The organism is Streptomyces sp. NPDC003248 (assembly GCF_055563235.1).
On the sequence record NZ_JBVHDT010000003.1, the window covers coordinates 271,334 to 287,565 of the forward strand.

The following is a 16,232-nucleotide window of genomic DNA, read 5'->3' on the forward strand; positions in this document are numbered from 1 at the left end:
ACCGGTGACACACGACTCCGACACCCCGCTTCCCCCACCCGAGGAACGCCGACGCCTGCGTGCGGAGCACGCGCTGACACAGGCTCAGGTCGCCGCACGGCTGGGCGTCAGCCGTGATCTGGTGCGCAGGTGGGAGACCGGCCGCTCGACTCCGCGGGGGCGGGCGCGGGAAGCGTACGCGCAGTTGCTGTCCGAGCCGGTACACCCGTCGGCCGACGCGGAAGTGACGGCCCGTCCGAAGGAGCAGACGCCGAAGGAGCAGACGCCGGAGGAGAAGACGCCGGAGGAGAAGATGCCGACGGACACGACCGCCGCAACGGCGGAGGGCGCGGAGCCCACCGCCGTGAGAGACGGGGAGCCCGTCTCGGCGGAAGGTGCGGAGCCCGGTGCGGCGGGACACGCGGAGCTCGCGGTTGCGAGGGGCAGCGCGGCAGCCGGGCGCTCAGCGCCGAGCCGTCACCCCTCCGCGTTCCTGACGCCCGCTCAGGCGTTCGACGCCCTCTACGCTTTCTGCGCCCCGGCCCTGGTGCGCCAGGCCTACCTCCTCACCGGCCGCCGCGAACTCGCGCGCGAGTCGGTCGAGCGGGCCTTCCAGCTCGCCTGGCAGCGCTGGCCCGAGGTGGCCGTCGACCCCGACCCGGCGAGCTGGGTGCGGGCGGCGGCGTACGAGTACGCGCTCTCCCCCTGGCACCAGTTCCGCCCCCGGTTCCGCCACCCCGAACCCCCGCCGGCCGCCGCCTCCGACCGCGCGCTGATGGACGTGCTCCTGACCCTCCCGCCACCCCACCGCCGCACCCTGCTGCTGTACGACGGCGTCGGCCTGGACCTGCCGGAGACGGCCGCCGAGACGGAGGCGAGCACGCCCGCGGCGGCCAACCGACTGCTGCACGCCCGCGCGGTGATCTCCTCCCGCCTCCCCTCCCTGGCGGACCCCGGCGCACTGCACCGGCGCCTGGCGGAGACGGCCGCCGCGGAGCGCCTCCGCGCGGCCAAGCCGACCGCCGTACGCAGGAGCAGCGAGCACCGCGCCCGCCAGTGGACCCGCGCGGCCATCGCCTTCACGGTCGCCCTCATCGGCGCGACCTGCCTGACCCTCTACACGGCTCCCACCCGGTACGAGCCACCGGTCCCCCCGGGCGAAACGGTCCAGGGCGTCCCGCCGAAGACGGCTCCCGGCCCTCTGTCGGGCGCGCGGCTCTCCCTGCGGGCGAAGCTGCGCTCGGAGTCGGCCCACGGCCCGGAACGGCTCGTCCCCGAGACCAGGTGAGCGCCCCGCCCCGCGGGCGGGGAAACGCCGGTGGGCCCGTCCCCAGGACGGGGACGGGCCCACCGGCGTCAGCCAGGAAGCTCGGTCGGCCAAGAACTCGGCCGGCCAGGAGACTCAGCCGGCCAGGAGACTCAGCCGGCCAGGAGACTCAGCCGGCCAGGATCTCGCGGGCCAGCTTCGCCGTCTCGGTGGGCGTCTTGCCGACCTTGACGCCCGCGGCCTCGAGGGCCTCCTTCTTCGCCTGGGCGGTACCGGACGAACCGGACACGATGGCACCGGCGTGGCCCATCGTCTTGCCCTCGGGGGCGGTGAAGCCCGCGACGTAGCCGACGACCGGCTTGGTCACGTTCTTCGCGATGAAGTCCGCGGCCCGCTCCTCGGCGTCGCCACCGATCTCGCCGATCATGACGATCAGGTCGGTGTCGGGGTCGGCCTCGAACGCGGCGAGCGCGTCGATGTGCGTGGTGCCGATGATCGGGTCGCCACCGATGCCGACGGCCGTCGAGAAGCCGATGTCACGGAGCTCGTACATCATCTGGTACGTCAGCGTGCCGGACTTCGACACCAGGCCGATACGGCCCGGCTTGGTGATGTCGCCGGGGATGATGCCGACGTTCGAGCCGCCCGGGGTGATGATGCCGGGGCAGTTCGGGCCGATGATCCGGGTCTTGTTGCCCTTCTTGCCGGCGTACGCCCAGAAGGCGGCCGTGTCGTGCACGGCGATGCCCTCGGTGATCACGACGGCCAGCGGGATCTCGGCGTCGATGGCCTCGACGACCGCGTCCTTGGTGAACTTCTCCGGCACGAAGATGACGGTGACGTTGGCGCCGGTCTTCTCGATGGCCTCCTTGACGGTGCCGAAAACCGGTACCTCGGTGCCGTCGAAGTCCACGGACTGACCCGCCTTGCGCGGGTTCACGCCGCCCACGACGTTGGTGCCGTCGCCGAGCATGAGCTTGGTGTGCTTCTGCCCGGTGGCGCCGGTCATGCCCTGGACGATGACCTTGCTGTCCTTGTTGAGCCAGATAGCCATGGTGTGTTGGTGTCCTCGTCCTGAGTGCTTACTTGGCGGCGTGGGCCAGCTCGGCGGCCTTGTCGGCCGCGCCGTCCATGGTGTCGACGCGCTGGACCAGCGGGTGGTTGGCGTCGGTGAGGATCTGCCGGCCGAGTTCGGCGTTGTTGCCGTCGAGGCGGACGACGAGCGGCTTGGTGACCTCCTCGCCGCGGTCCTCCAGGAGCTTCAGGGCCTGGACGATGCCGTTGGCGACCTCGTCACAGGCGGTGATGCCGCCGAAGACGTTGACGAAGACGGACTTGACGTCCGGGTCGCCGAGGATGATCTCCAGGCCGTTGGCCATCACCTGGGCGGAGGCGCCGCCACCGATGTCCAGGAAGTTGGCGGGCTTGACGTTGCCGTGCTGCTCACCGGCGTACGCGACGACGTCCAGGGTCGACATGACCAGGCCGGCGCCGTTGCCGATGATGCCGACCTCGCCCTCCAGCTTGACGTAGTTGAGGCCCTTCTCCTTGGCGGCGGCCTCGAGCGGGTTGGCCGCGGCCTTGTCGTGGAGCTCCTCGAACTCGGGGTGACGGAACTCGGCGTTGTCGTCGAGCGACACCTTGCCGTCGAGGGCGATGACGTCACCGGAGGCGACCTTCGCGAGCGGGTTCACCTCGACGAGGAGGGCGTCCGACTTGATGAAGGTGTCCCACAGCTTGACGAGGACGTTCGCGACCTTGTCGGCGACCTCGGCCGGGAACTTGGCGGCCTCGACGATCTCGCGGGCCTTGGCCTCGTCCACGCCGTCGATGGCGTCGATCGGGGTCTTGGCGACGGCCTCGGGGCGGGTGGCCGCCACCTCCTCGATCTCCATGCCGCCCTCGACGGAGGCGATGGAGAGGAAGGTGCGGTTGGCACGGTCGAGGAGGAAGGAGACGTAGTACTCCTCGACGATCTCCGGAGCGGTCTCGGCGATCATCACCTTGTGGACCGTGTGGCCCTTGATGTCCATGCCGAGGATGTCCGTCGCGCGGGCGACGGCCTCGTCCGGGGTGGCAGCCAGCTTGACGCCGCCGGCCTTGCCGCGACCACCGACCTTCACCTGCGCCTTGACGACGGACTTGCCGCCCAGCCGCTCGGTGATCTCGCGCGCCGCCTCAGGCGTGTCGATGACTTCACCGGCCAGCACCGGTACATCGTGCTTGGCGAAGAGGTCCCTCGCCTGGTACTCGAACAGGTCCACGCGCTTCCGTCCCTATCAGTGATCTCGCGGTTCGTTGGATGCGTGGGCGTGCCGCGAAGGGCAACGTGACGACCGCATGTGTCACAAGGGAAGCGCACACGGTGTCCGAGCGCGCGGCATGTCCGTCTCGCAGGTTATCGCTGCTTCCGGGGGCCCTCTAAATCGCACGTCACACCTGAGCGGTGATACCTGTCACATGATGCCTGGTTCACTGGCACGCCGTGCCGCAGGTGAGGGGCCTCACCGGGCTGGGGTTCGCCCGGTGAGGCCCCGAGTACAGCCCCGGAGGGGCTGGGGCGGGTCGTTCTCACCCCAATGAGGACGATCCGCCCGGTCCGCCGGGCCCACGGCCGGACACGGCCGACGGCTTTCGGCCGTCCGGGTCCTTGTGCCCCGCGGAAGCGGATTTCGCGCATTCGTTGGTTGCGCGGGGTGAGCGGTGGGGGGTGGGGAGAGGTGGGGAGCGGTACGGGGGGAAGTGGGGGGATGCGGGGAGTGGTGTGGGGGATGGTGAGGGTGGGGGGTGGGGTGGGGTGGGGTGGGGTGGGGTGGGGGTGGGGGTGGCCGGTCAGGTACCGGGGCGGCTCAGACGCTGTGCGCGGCTCAGGCGCTGTGGGCGGCGGAGGGCTCGCAGGCTTCCGCCGCCCACGGGTAGGCCGTGAACACGACGGCCTCGGCCCATCCGTGGGAGAACCCACCCCTCCCGGTGAGGTCGCCCGCGGACGCGGCGACGGACCGGAACGCCTTCGCCTTGGCCGCGGCGAGGGCGGCCCGCGCCGCCCTGGCGCCGAGGACGGCCTGCGCTCCCCGGATGCCGGAGGTCCGCACCGTGCCGGCGACCTCGGCGGACCGGGTCGTCGCACCCGTGCCGCCGGTGCTTCCGGCGCTGCCGACGTTGTCGCTGCTGGTGGAGCTGATGGAGTCGGTGGAGCTGGTGGAGCCGGTGGAGCAGGTGGAGCCGGTGGAGCTGCCGGTGGTCGTGGCGGCGGCGGAACGACGAATGTTCTTGTTCATGCGTACGTCAGATCCTTAGATCCTCGGGTTCCGAGACTTCGGAAGGCTGGGGACATCCCGGCACCGGAGCGGGCGGCGGAAGCGCTCAAGGGCTCCGGGCGGGCGGGCAGACCTGTCTTCGCCCCCGCGCGGCAGGTCTACGGAGGGGGAGGTCCGCCCTAGCCGGGGAAGACGGGGATGTCCCGGTACCTGTCCCGGGTCTCGGTCGCGCCGGCACGCACGGCGCCGCCGGGCACCAGCCGCAGCGGCAGCCGGTCACCGGGGGTCACGGCGTGCTCGTCACCGTGACGCGCCGAGCCGCTGTCGACGACCGGCACGTTGCCCAGCGCACCGTCGGGGTGACCGGCGGGTCCCCGGTGCGCCGGAAGGAGGCCGGCGCGCGCCGACACCGCACCGGCGTGCGCATCACGGTGCACACACGCGCGGGCCACCGCACCCGCCCCGGACCCGCTCACGGCACTCGCCGGACCGTACGGCGACGAGGTGACGTCCGAACCGGCGTCCGGCGTCGACGCCACGGGCGCCGCCGACGTGCCGCCCGGCTGCTCCACCAGGTCCGACGGCGTCGACGGCAGCACCGGCGACGCCGGAGCGTCCGGCACGGTCGGGAGCGACGGCTGGGAGGGCTCGGACGGCTGAGAGGGCTGCGAGGGGAGCGAGGGCAGCGACGGCGCCGAGGGCAGCGTCGGAAGACCCGGCAGGTCCGGAAGCGCGGGAAGGGCCGGAAGGTGCGGCAGGGCCGGCAGACTCGGCAGGAGGGGCGAAGACGACAAGGGCGGCACGTCCACCCGGACCTCGGCCAGCTCCTCCGTCACCGCCCCGACCGCCGACGCCACCGGCACCGGCACCGGCACCGGCACCGATGCGGATGCGGTGATGGACACCGGCACCGTTACCGACACCGACGCATGCACAGATCCGGACACGGGCCCGTACACCGTCGCCGTCGTCGACAAGGACGACGCCGTCGATACGGACGCCCCCTCAGCCGCCTGCGCCTGCCCTCCGAAGAGGACCCCGAGCACGAACAACCCGCCCACCAGCAGCGCGCCTCGCAGGACGACCCGCAGCGCACGCCGACCGGCCACCGTGCGCGGAACGCGCAGAGCGGCAGCGGAGAACGCGGCAGGCCGGGCCAAGAAAAGGATCCTCCCGTGCGACGAACGAGGTGGGGGAGGCGACGATCCTTGCACGGGGGTGCCGAGGTTACGCAAGCCCCCCGTTACCGATGGGCAGTCATGTCCCTTTTCTCACCCGCGCGTTCCTTCCCGCGCCGCTACTCCCCGTCCGGTACGGGCAGCGGGCGTCTCTCGATCGCCGCGGCCATCACCTCCGGGAAGAGGTCGGGCGTGCAGGCGAACGCCGGTGTGCCGAGCGCCGCGAGCGCGGCCGCGTGCTCCCGGTCGTAGGCGGGCGCCCCTTCGTCCGACAGCGCGAGCAGCGCGACGAACTGCACGCCCGACGCCTTCATCGCCGCGACCCGCTTCAGCATCTCGTTCCGTATGCCTCCCTCGTAGAGATCGCTGATCAGCACGACCACCGTCTCCGCGGGCCGGGTGATCTGCGACTGGCAGTACGCCAGCGCCCGGTTGATGTCGGTGCCGCCGCCGAGCTGGGTGCCGAACAGGACGTCCACCGGGTCGTCGAGCTGGTCCGTGAGGTCGACGACCGCCGTGTCGAAGACGACGAGCCGGGTGCTGATCGACCGCATGGAGGCCAGCACCGCCCCGAACACCGAGGCGTGGACGACCGAAGCGGCCATCGACCCCGACTGGTCGATGCAGAGGATCACCTCCTTCTTCACGGACCGGGAGACCCGCCCGTGTCCGACGAGCCGCTCGGGCACGACCGTCCGGTGCTCGGGGAGGTAGTGCTTGAGGTTGGCGGCGATGGTGCGGTTCCAGTCGATGTCGTGGTGGCGGGGGCGGCTGACGCGCGCGCTGCGGTCTAGGGCGCCGGTGAGCGTGGCCCTGGTCCGCGTGGCGAGCCGCTTCTCCAGGTCGTCCACGACCTTGCGCACGACGGCCCGCGCCGTCTCCTTCGTCGTCTCCGGCATCGCCTTGTTCAGGGAGAGCAGCGTGCCGACGAGGTGCACGTCGGCCTCGACCGCCTCCAGCATCTCCGGTTCCAGCAGCAGCGTGGCCAGCCCGAGCCGGTCGATGGCGTCCCGCTGCATGACCTGGACGACGGAGGAGGGGAAGTACGTACGGATGTCCCCGAGCCAGCGGGCCACGGACGGCGCCGACGCCCCGAGCCCCGCCGACCGGTCCCGGCCCTTCGGCGCGCCGTCCCGTCTCCCGTAGAGCGCGGCGAGCGTCCCGTCCATGGCGGCGTCCCGCCCGGACAGCGCGCACCCGGTGCCGTCCGCCTCCTCGCCCCCGAGCACGAGCCGCCATCGCCGCAGCCGCTCCTGCCGGGACTCCGTCTCTCCCGGATCGGTCCACTCGGTCGTCATCCGCCCGCCCTCACCCCGTCGTTGTCGTCCAGCGGCCGTCCCTGCGCGTCCAGTCCCAGCAGCAGCCGCACCACGGGCAGCACGGCGTCCGCGCGCCCCTCGTCGAGTCCCGCCGCGAAACCGGGTCTCCCGTCACCCGCGCCCACGCCGCTCCCCCGCCGGCCGGGACCGCGCCGCACCAGCTCCCCGAGCGTTCTGCGCACCCCCGTCTCGTACGCCGAGAACGTCCTCCGCAGCAGCGGCAGCACATCCGTGAACGCCTCCGCCGGCACCCCCGTCAGCCAGCCGTCGACCAGGCTCAGCAGCCGCTCGTCGTGCACGAGGAGCAGCCCGCCGCCGGAGCCGCCGCCGACGAAGCCCTCGATCCAGGCGGCCGCCTCCCCCGGTGGCGTCCCCGATGACAGCGCCAGCCCCATGAGCCGCGCCGCCTCGTCCCCGTCCACCTCCCCCTCGTCCAGCAGCAGCCGCACGGCCCGTCCACGGACGACGCCCGCCACCGCGTGCCGCCCGGACAGCACCCGCAGCACGGTCCGCCAGCGGCCCCGCAGGCCATCGGGGCAGGAGCCGGGGCCGCGGCGCGCCGGGGTGCCGTCGGGTCGCTCCCCTCCCGGGCCGAGCGCCTCCTCCAGCAGCCGCACCGCCCCGTGCACCGCGTCCACGTGTCCCCGCATCTCCTCGGCCGCCTCGGCGTCCAGCGCGGCGCAGGCCGGGGGCAGACCGACGAAGACCCGCTCGGCGAGGCCCGCGGCGACGTCGGCGAGCGCGCCGGTGTCGGTGCCGCGCACATCGCCGTAGCGCAGGGAGCGGACGAGGGCGGGCAGCGCCCGGGCGAGGTGGCCGACGTCGGTGTCGAGCGCCGCCCGGTCGGCGAGGACGCGCATCACCGTGGGCAGCGCCTCCGGCAGACCCGCCAGGAGGCAGCGCTCGGCGAGCGCGGTCACCTCGGCGAGGGTGCGCGCGCCCACGGCGTCCGCCTCCGCCCTGGCCGTCGCGGCGGCGAGCACGGTCGTCCCCCACACCCCGGCCTCGGCCACCCGCACGGACAGCTCCGGCTCCCAGCGCAGCCGCCACGTCTCCCGGAAGGTGCCCGTGCTGCCCCGCGAGGCCACCGGCTCGCCCCAGGGGACGCGCAGCAGCCGCAGCCGGTGCAGGAGCGCGCTGCGCTCGGCGTCGTTCTCCTTGCGCAGGTCGAACTCCGCCTCCCGCTCCGCCGCCTCCGGTCTGAGCCGGAGCCTGCGCTGTATCCGGTCGAGGTCGCGCTGCAACGGCACCGCGGGCGCGGAGCGCGGCACCTCGCCCAGGACGTCCCCGACGACGAGCCGGTCGTGCACGAGCGCCAGCGGCACCTCCGACCCCTCGCTCAGCACCGCCCGCACCGCGTCCGTCGTCTCGCTCAGGCCGGGCAGCGGCCTGCCGCGCAGCACGGCGAGCGCCTCGGCCAGCCGTACCGCCTCGATGACGTGCGCCGAGGACACGATCCGGTCCTCCTCGCGCAGCAGGCCCGCCACCTTGGTCAGCCATCGCTCGACCGGCCGGTCCGGCGCGGCGAACAGGTGCCCGTACCAGCCCGGCGACTCGATACCGGCGCCGTATCCCCCGGCCCGCGCCAGTCTGCGGTTCGTCCACGGCACCCACGTCAGGTCGGTCTTGACCCTGGGCAGGCCCTTGAGCAGCGCCCGGTCGGCGCCGACGCCGGTCCTGCGCCGCAGCGCGGGCACGTGCCAGGCCCCGCAGACCACGGCCACGTCCCCGTCGCCGTACTCCCGCTGTGCCGCCCGCACCCGGAGCCGCATGTGCGCCTCCCGTACGGCGTCCCGGCCGTTCCCCGCGTCGCCGTACGTCTCCCGCAGGGCCCCCATCGCCTCCTCCAGCACGGCGAACGGCGCGAACGGGTCCCGCTCCCCGGCGCCCCGGTGCTCGACGACGTCCTCCCACCAGCGCTCGGGGTCGTCGTAGCCGGCGGCGTCGGCCAGCACGGCGAGGGGATCGCCACGGAGCCCGTCCGCCCCCGAGGGGCTCCTCCCGCCCGCGCGGGCCCCCTCGCCCTCCTTCCCGCCGTGCGCGTTCCCCGCGCCCCCCTCGTCCCCGGCGCCTCCCTCGTCCCCGGCGCCTCCTTCTTCTCCTCCCTCTCCTTCGTCTCCGTCAGCTCCGTCGTCCCAGGCCAGCGTGTGTGTGGCCGGCAGATCGATGAAGCGGGCCGGGGCCCCCTGTTCCAGGGCCCACCGGATCGCGACCCATTCCGGCGAGAACTCGGCCATCGGCCAGAACGCCGACCTCCCGGGCTCGTCCACGGCGTGGGCGAGGAGCGCCACCGGTGGCCGCATGTCCTCGTCGGCCGCCAGCGGGAGCAGCGCGTCGGCCTCCGGTGGCCCCTCGATCAGGACGATGCGGGGCCGCGCCGCCTCCAACGCCGCCCGGACGGCACGGGCCGACCCCGGTCCGTGATGCCGCACCCCGAGCAACAGGGCCTCCCCCGCACCGGCCCGCCCGCCGCCCGCCCGCCCCTCGCCGGCTCCCCGGACGGCCGGCGCCCCCGGGACGGCGTCCCCCGCCACCGGCCGGCCGGCGCCCGCGTCCACGGCCGTCTGCCGGCCCGTCATCCCGTCCCCCTCCGCCTGCGGGTCCACGTCGTGTCGTCGTCCCCCGGCAGCGCCGGCCGCGCGCCCCCGTGGACCACCGCACCCCTCACGTCCCGCCCCCGGTCGCCCTCGATGCCGCTCACGCGCTCACCTCCCGGCAGGCCCGGTAGAAGTCCGTCCAGCCGTCCCGCTCCCGGACCACCGCCTCCAGGTACTCCTGCCACACGACCCGGTCGGCGGCCGGGTCACGGACGACCGCGCCGAGGATGCCCGCGGCGACGTCGCCCGGCCGCAGCACGCCGTCGCCGAAGTGCGCGGCCAGGGAGAGTCCGTTGGTGACGACGGAGATCGCCTCCGCCGTCGACAGGGTGCCGCTCGGAGACTTCACCTTCGTACGCCCGTCGGAGGTGATCCCGTCGCGCAGCTCGCGGAAGACGGTCACCACCCGGCGGATCTCGTCGAGGCCGTCGGGTCCGGCCGGCAGCTCCAGGGAGCGGCCCATCTGCTCGACGCGCCGCGCGACGATGTCGACCTCGGCCTCGACGCTCGCCGGCAGCGGCAGCACCACCGTGTTGAACCGGCGGCGCAGGGCGCTGGAGAGCTCGTTGACCCCGCGGTCGCGGTCGTTGGCCGTGGCGATCAGGTTGAATCCGCGGACGGCCTGCACCTCCTGCCCCAGCTCCGGTATCGGCAGCGTCTTCTCCGACAGGACGGTGATGAGGGTGTCCTGCACGTCGGCCGGGATGCGGGTCAGCTCCTCGACCCGCGCCGTCATCCCCTCCGCCATGGCCCGCATGACCGGGCTGGGCACGAGGGCGTCGCGGCTCGGGCCGTGCGCCAGCAGCCGGGCGTAGTTCCAGCCGTAGCGGATCGCCTCCTCGGGGGTGCCCGCGGTGCCCTGGACCAGCAGGGTGGAGTCCCCGCTGACGGCCGCGGCGAGGTGCTCGGAGACCCAGGTCTTGGCGGTGCCGGGCACACCGAGCAGGAGCAGGGCCCGGTCGGTCGCCAGCGTGCTGACGGCGACCTCGACGATCCGGCGCGGGCCGACGTACTTCGGGGAGATCACCGTGCCGTCCGGCAGGGTGCCCCCGAGGAGGTACGTGGCGACCGCCCACGGAGACAGCCTCCAGCGGGCCGGGCGCGGCCGGTCGTCCTGCGCGGCCAGGGCGGCGAGTTCGCCGGCGAAGGCGTCCTCGGCGTGCGGCCGCAGCACATCGCCCCGCTGCTCCTCGCTCCCCGGCTGTTCCTCGGGCGGCTGCTTCTGACGTGGTTCCGCCGGCAACGGGCCGACGGACGTCGTCGGGTCGATGGGCAGAGACATGGCTGAGGCCCCCTCCAGCTCGGCCGGTTCGGATCTGGTGTCCACCGTGCACCACGGCACTGACAATCCGTTCCGACCTGCGGAAACGCCGTCCCGGACCAGCCCTCGGACCGGCGGTGGGCCCGGCTGCCGGCGCGATTGTCAGTGGGTGGATCTACCTTCGAGGACATGACTCAGCAGGGGGTGCGCTGGACGGCGGACCAGGTGCTGGCACTGGCGCCTGACGTCGCGTCGCGCAAGGCGGGAAGCAGGCTCGGCGCGGCGGGTCCGTGGTCCGGGACGGGGAGTTCCGACGAGGGGATGGTGTGGGGGCTGTGCAAGGGCAGCGGCAGCAAGCCGTACCGAACGGTCGTCGACGTCGCGGACGCCGCGGGACCGGCGTACACGTGCAGTTGTCCGAGCCGTAAGTTCCCCTGCAAGCACGCGCTCGGGCTGTTGTTGCTGTGGTCCGGCGGGGAAGCCGCGGTGCCCGCGGGACGGACGGCACCGGACTGGGCCGAGGAGTGGATCACGGCACGGCGCGGGCGTACGGGGGAGAAACGGGAAGCGGGGGCGCGATGTTCCACGGCCGCCCCGGCCGATCCGGAGGCGGCCCGCCGGAGAGCGGAGCGCCGCGCCGAGCGGATCACCGCGGGGGCGACGGAGCTGGAGCAGCGGCTGGCCGACCTGCTGCGCTCCGGTCTGGCCACGGCCGAGCAGGCGGGATACGGGCCGTGGGAGGAGACCGCGGCCCGCATGGTCGACGCCCAGGCGCCCGGGCTCGCCGCTCGGGTACGGGAGCTGGGGGCGATCCCGGCCTCCGGCCCCGGCTGGCCGGTGCGCCTGCTGGAGGAGTGCGCGCTGCTCCACCTGCTCGACCGGGGCTGGCTGCACCGCGACCGCCTGCCGGACGCCCTGGCCGCGACGGTCCGCACCCGTGTCGGCCTGCCCGCCTCGCCGGACGGCCCGCCGCTGCGTGACGACTGGCTCGTCCTCGCCCAGTACGACACGGCGGACGCGAAACTGACGACCCGCCGCGTCTGGCTCCACGGCGTCGCGTCCGGCCGTACGGTCCTCCTCCTCTCCTACGGCGCCGCCGGCCGCGCACCCGAGCTGGCGCTGCCGGTCGGCCTGGCCGTGGACGCGGAGGTGTCCGCCTACCCGGGCTCCGGGCAGCGGAGGGCGTCCCTCGGCGAGCGGTTCGCCCCGCCCGCCCCCACCGGCGTCCGGCCGCCCGGCGTGACGACGGCCGAGGCCGCGGCCCGCTACGGCGCCGCCCTGCGCGACGACCCCTGGCTGGACTCCGTCCCCGTCACTCTCGGCGGCGTCGTCCCCACTCCCGACGGCGCCTCCTGGCAGCTGGCGGACACCGACGGGGACACCGCCCTTCCGCTCACCCCGGCAGCCGTGTCCCGCCCCGGCCTGTGGCGCCTGGTCGCCCTCTCCGGCGGCCACCCGGTCACGGTGTTCGGCGAGTGCGGCCACCGCGGCTTCACCCCCCTCACGGCCTGGCCGGCGGATCGCGGAGAGGCGGTACGCCTGTGCTGAGCGCACACGACCCCGGCCGTTCCTCCGGCGGCCACGCACATCTCCTCGGGACGGAAGGGAACGTCATGAACGGCACCCCGGCTGCCCTCGCCTCCCCACCGAGCGCCTGGGAGGACCTGGTCACCGCGGCCCTCCTCGGCACGGACCGGCGTACGCCCCCGGGAGCGGCCCCCGGCCGGAACGCGCCGGCCGCCCTGCTGGACGCGGCGGCCGCCGAGACCGTACGGCGGCGGGCCGGTCTGCGGCCGGGGCGGGCCGCGCCCCGGCCTGATCCGGCGCCCGAGGACCCGCGCCCGGCGCTGCCCGCCCCCGCGGCCCGCAGACTGTCCCTGCTGCTGGCCGACCGGCCCGGCACCGGCGGAGGCGGCCGCAGGGGCACCGCGCCGGATCTGATGGAACTGCTCCCCCAGTGGCTGGCGGTGGCGAACGCCCGGGGGTTCGCCGCACCGGCCGAGGCCCTGCCCGCACTGCTCGACGCGGCCCGGGGCCGGACGGACCTGCGCCCGGCGGCGCTGGAGTTCGCGGGCCCGCGAGCCCTGTGGCTGGCCCGGTTCAACCCGGACTGGCGGTTCGCCCTGCGCGCGGCCCCGGGCCGTGGCACGTCCCTGCCGGGCCCGGCGGAGACCGACCGTGTCGACCGGCTCTGGCAGGAGGGTCTGTTCGCCGAGCGGGTCGCGCTCCTCGCGGCGGTACGGGCCCACGACCCCGACGCCGGCCGCGCGCTGCTCACGGCGACCTGGCCGACGGAGCGTGCGGAGGACCGGCTGATGTTCCTGGACTCGCTGCGCACCGGCCTCGGCCCCCGGGACGAGCCGTTCCTGGAGCAGGCACTGGCCGACCGCAGCCGCAACGTCCGGGCCACGGCCGCCGAACTGCTGTCGGCGCTGCCGGGCTCGGCGCTCGCCGCGCGGATGGCGGTGCGGGCCGTCGCGTGCGTGGCCGTCGACCGCACGCGGGACACGCCGACGATCGTCGTGGAGGCGCCGCACGAGTGCGACGCGGCCATGGAACGCGACGGCGTGGTGCCCAAGGCTCCGCCCGGCCGGGGGGAACGGTCCTGGTGGCTGGGCCAGCTGGTGGAGGCGACCCCGCTGACCGCCTGGTCGGCGCGCCTGGGCGGCCGTGCTCCGGCGGAGATCGTCGCGCTGCCGGTGGCCGACGACTGGACGGGTGAGCTGCACGCGGCGTGGTGCCGGGCCGCCGTGCGGCAACGGGACGCCGACTGGGCCCGGGCCCTGCTCGGGGTGCCGTCGGCTCCCGAGGCGGGCGGGCCGGGCGCGGTGTCCCTCGCGGAGCGGGCCAAGCTGCTCGGCACTCTGCCGACGGGCGAGAGGGCGGAGTGGGTGGCCGGGTTCATCGCCGCGCACGGGCTGTCCGAGGCGTTCCAGCTGCTCGGGGTGTGCGCGGTGCCCTGGGCTCCACCGCTCGGCCACGCCGTGGTCGACGCGCTGAACATCGCACGCGACGCGGGGAGCTATCCGTGGAGTTTCAGTGGGGTGATGGGCCTGGCCGAACGCTGTCTCGACCCCGCGGAGGCCGGCCGTCTCGACGGCCTGCTGGCGGTGCCGGACGAATCGGAGGACGCGTCACCCGGGGCGGGCGGCTACTGGGCGGAGGCGTTCCAGCGGCTGAGGACGACGTTGCGGCTGCGCGCGGTGATGGCGGAGGAGCTGGCCCCGTGACGGCGCCGTTGCGTGCGCGCCACGGGCACCCGCCCGCACACGGGGCTTCGCGCCCCGGCAGCCGACGCCGTTGCGCCCACGCCACGCACGCCCGGCCCCGCCCCGCCGGCGCCCCTTCCTCCACGCCAGAGGCACGCGTCCGCACCCCCGACGCCGTCCCCTACGCGCCCAGCACCCCACCGCCGCGTCGGCAGGGCACGTCGGGCGGGCGCCGGCTCACCCGCCGGATGCGGCCGGCTGCCGGGCGTTCGCCCGCACCCACTCCACGATCGAAGCCGTCGTCGCCCCGGGCGTGAAGATCTCCGCGACGCCCTTCTCCTTCAGCGGCGGAATGTCCGCCTCGGGGATGATCCCCCCGCCGAAGACGAGGATGTCGGCCGCGTCCCGCTCCTCGAGGAGTTCGATCACGGCGGCGAAGAGGGTGTTGTGGGCTCCGGAGAGGATGGACAGACCGATCGCGTCGGCGTCCTCCTGGATCGCGGTGTCGACGATCTGCTCGGGAGTCTGGTGGAGCCCGGTGTAGATGACCTCCATGCCGGCGTCGCGCAGCGCCCGCGCGATCACCTTGGCGCCACGGTCGTGGCCGTCGAGTCCCGGCTTGGCCACCACCACGCGGATCGGACCGGCTGCCACACCCATCACTGCCTCCATGAAGCGACTCCATCCATCCGTATCCCTTCCCCGCGCTCCGAGCGGTACCACCACTCCGACCGAGGAAAGTGAACGAACGTTATCTCCAGCTTCCCGTAACCGGCAGTTTCGCGGCACGCGGCGAGGGGGAAATCACACAGTGGGACACGTTCACCGCACGCGGTTCTTTTTCACCCAAAGGGGGAACCCGAGGAGAAACCGCGTACAACGGGAGCCGCAACGGGGTTTCCGCACCGCCGCGCCGCAGGCCGCGCGCCGTGGCGGTGCGGCGCATCGGCGACGGACGCCGGCCCGCTCCGCCGCGACTTCCCCTAGGGCACACGGGGGACAGAGGCGTCCTCGGCGTGCCGACAGGAGGTCGGCCATGCAGGTCACGCGGATGGTGCAGCCCTTACTACCGTTGTGCCGGCGGTTCCTCCCGGGCAGGCCGGCGGCACTCTCCGTGACTCTCCTGAAAGCGACCGCGCTGGACATCGCCGTTCTCGCCGGGCATCTGATCCTCTATCCCTCCGGCATCGCCTCGGAACGCCGCGGTGAAGCCGCCCCCGCACCGCCCGCGACGGACGGCGCCGAGGACCCGGCCCGGCTGCCGGCCCGGCCGCTGCCCCCGGTCGTCCTGCTGCACGGCTTCATCGACAACCGCTCGGTCTTCGTCCTGCTGCGCCGCAGCCTCGCCCAGCACGGCAGGCACCGGGTCGAGTCACTCAACTACTCCCCGCTGACCTGCGACATCCGCATCGCGGCGGAGCTGCTGGGCCGGCACATAGAGGAGATCTGCGAGCGCACCGGCAGCGACCGGGTGGACGTCGTCGGGCACAGCCTCGGCGGCCTGATCGCCCGCTACTACGTGCAGCGGCTCGGCGGTGACGCGCGCGTGCGCACACTGGTCACCCTCGGTACCCCGCACTCGGGCACCCGGGTGGCCCGCCTGGCGAACGCGCACCCCATCGTGCGCCAGATGCGCCCCGGCTCGGCGGTCATCGAGGAGTTGTCCCGGCCCGCCCCCGGCTGCCGCACACGCTTCGTCGGCTTCTGGAGCGACCTCGACCACCTGATGGACCCGCTGGAGACGGCCCGGATCGACCACCCCGACCTGCTCACCGAGAACGTGCGGGTGAGCGGCATCGGCCATCTCGCCCTGACCGTGCACCCGGCCGTCGCGACCGGCATACGTCAGGCCCTCGACGACGACGGGACGGGACGCGCCACGCTCAGCCCCACGACTGGGCACGCCGACGGCCTGACGGTGGCCTAGAGGACTTCCGCCCGCACCGGCCGCACAGCGGCCGGCTCCCTTTTCCGCCCTGTTTCCGTCCTCGAATGATCGAACATTCTTCGAACATAGGGCCAAGGTCGCGTCCACCCTCCCCCGAAACAGGGCCGATTGCCCCTTTCCCGCGAGCACGAAACCTGACGAAGATTGTCGTGCCCGCGTACCGCCGGGTACAGTCGCCGCACTGCTCTGGCAGCCCCTGTCGTCGAGGCGAGAGAGA

General features: G+C 74.2%; 13 protein-coding genes. 5 read left to right on the forward strand and 8 right to left on the reverse strand.

Annotated features, from left to right (window positions below):
• Positions 1 to 4: 4 nt before the first annotated feature.
• Positions 5 to 1,267, forward strand: coding sequence for a helix-turn-helix domain-containing protein (locus tag ACZ3KJ_RS10025; RefSeq protein ID WP_467526076.1), 1,263 nt, complete (start codon positions 5 to 7; stop codon positions 1,265 to 1,267).
• Between the two features lie 148 nt (positions 1,268 to 1,415).
• On the opposite strand, the gene sucD is transcribed toward ACZ3KJ_RS10025, so the two are convergent.
• The 4 genes from sucD to ACZ3KJ_RS10045 all read right to left on the reverse strand — a co-directional run bounded on the left by sucD (position 1,416) and on the right by ACZ3KJ_RS10045 (position 4,841).
• Positions 1,416 to 2,300 (reverse strand): succinate--CoA ligase subunit alpha, encoded by an 885-nt coding sequence (gene sucD, locus ACZ3KJ_RS10030; RefSeq protein ID WP_467526077.1) that lies wholly within the window; start codon positions 2,298 to 2,300, stop codon positions 1,416 to 1,418.
• Positions 2,301 to 2,328: 28 nt separating this feature from the next.
• Positions 2,329 to 3,510, reverse strand: coding sequence for an ADP-forming succinate--CoA ligase subunit beta (gene sucC, locus ACZ3KJ_RS10035; protein ID WP_467526078.1), 1,182 nt, complete (start codon positions 3,508 to 3,510; stop codon positions 2,329 to 2,331).
• Positions 3,511 to 4,113: 603 nt separating this feature from the next.
• Complete coding sequence (locus ACZ3KJ_RS10040) at positions 4,114 to 4,524, reverse strand: hypothetical protein (protein ID WP_467526079.1); 411 nt, start codon at positions 4,522 to 4,524, stop codon at positions 4,114 to 4,116.
• Positions 4,525 to 4,682: 158 nt separating this feature from the next.
• Positions 4,683 to 4,841: a hypothetical protein gene (locus tag ACZ3KJ_RS10045; RefSeq protein WP_467526080.1), complete on the reverse strand. Its 159-nt coding sequence runs from the start codon at positions 4,839 to 4,841 to the stop codon at positions 4,683 to 4,685.
• A 166-nt stretch (positions 4,842 to 5,007) separates the two neighbouring features.
• On the opposite strand from ACZ3KJ_RS10045, the gene ACZ3KJ_RS10050 reads away from it, so the two are divergent.
• Positions 5,008 to 5,163 (forward strand): hypothetical protein, encoded by a 156-nt coding sequence (locus tag ACZ3KJ_RS10050; RefSeq protein WP_467526081.1) that lies wholly within the window; start codon positions 5,008 to 5,010, stop codon positions 5,161 to 5,163.
• 637 nt (positions 5,164 to 5,800) lie between these two features.
• On the opposite strand, the gene ACZ3KJ_RS10055 is transcribed toward ACZ3KJ_RS10050, so the two are convergent.
• The 3 genes from ACZ3KJ_RS10055 to ACZ3KJ_RS10065 all read right to left on the reverse strand — a co-directional run bounded on the left by ACZ3KJ_RS10055 (position 5,801) and on the right by ACZ3KJ_RS10065 (position 10,879).
• Entirely contained in the window at positions 5,801 to 6,979 is a 1,179-nt protein-coding gene (locus tag ACZ3KJ_RS10055) for a vWA domain-containing protein (protein WP_467526082.1), read from the reverse strand.
• Positions 6,976 to 9,579, reverse strand: coding sequence for a DUF5682 family protein (locus ACZ3KJ_RS10060; RefSeq protein ID WP_467526083.1), 2,604 nt, complete (start codon positions 9,577 to 9,579; stop codon positions 6,976 to 6,978). Before ACZ3KJ_RS10060 ends, ACZ3KJ_RS10055 begins: the two co-directional genes overlap by 4 nt.
• A gap of 118 nt (positions 9,580 to 9,697) precedes the next feature.
• Positions 9,698 to 10,879 (reverse strand): ATP-binding protein, encoded by a 1,182-nt coding sequence (locus tag ACZ3KJ_RS10065; protein ID WP_467526084.1) that lies wholly within the window; start codon positions 10,877 to 10,879, stop codon positions 9,698 to 9,700.
• Between the two features lie 168 nt (positions 10,880 to 11,047).
• Here ACZ3KJ_RS10065 and ACZ3KJ_RS10070 point away from each other — a divergent pair, with 168 nt between their 5' ends.
• Positions 11,048 to 12,406, forward strand: a complete 1,359-nt coding sequence (locus ACZ3KJ_RS10070) for an SWIM zinc finger family protein (protein WP_467526085.1) — start codon at positions 11,048 to 11,050, stop codon at positions 12,404 to 12,406.
• A 65-nt stretch (positions 12,407 to 12,471) separates the two neighbouring features.
• A complete protein-coding gene (locus tag ACZ3KJ_RS10075) occupies positions 12,472 to 14,088 on the forward strand; it encodes a DUF5691 domain-containing protein (RefSeq protein ID WP_467526086.1) in 1,617 nt (538 codons plus the stop codon).
• Between the two features lie 216 nt (positions 14,089 to 14,304).
• Here the strand turns inward: ACZ3KJ_RS10075 and ACZ3KJ_RS10080 are convergent, their stop codons facing one another.
• Entirely contained in the window at positions 14,305 to 14,727 is a 423-nt protein-coding gene (locus ACZ3KJ_RS10080) for a cobalamin B12-binding domain-containing protein (protein WP_389513434.1), read from the reverse strand.
• 376 nt (positions 14,728 to 15,103) lie between these two features.
• Here ACZ3KJ_RS10080 and ACZ3KJ_RS10085 point away from each other — a divergent pair, with 376 nt between their 5' ends.
• A complete protein-coding gene (locus ACZ3KJ_RS10085) occupies positions 15,104 to 15,994 on the forward strand; it encodes an esterase/lipase family protein (RefSeq protein ID WP_467526087.1) in 891 nt (296 codons plus the stop codon).
• Positions 15,995 to 16,232: the final 238 nt, after the last annotated feature.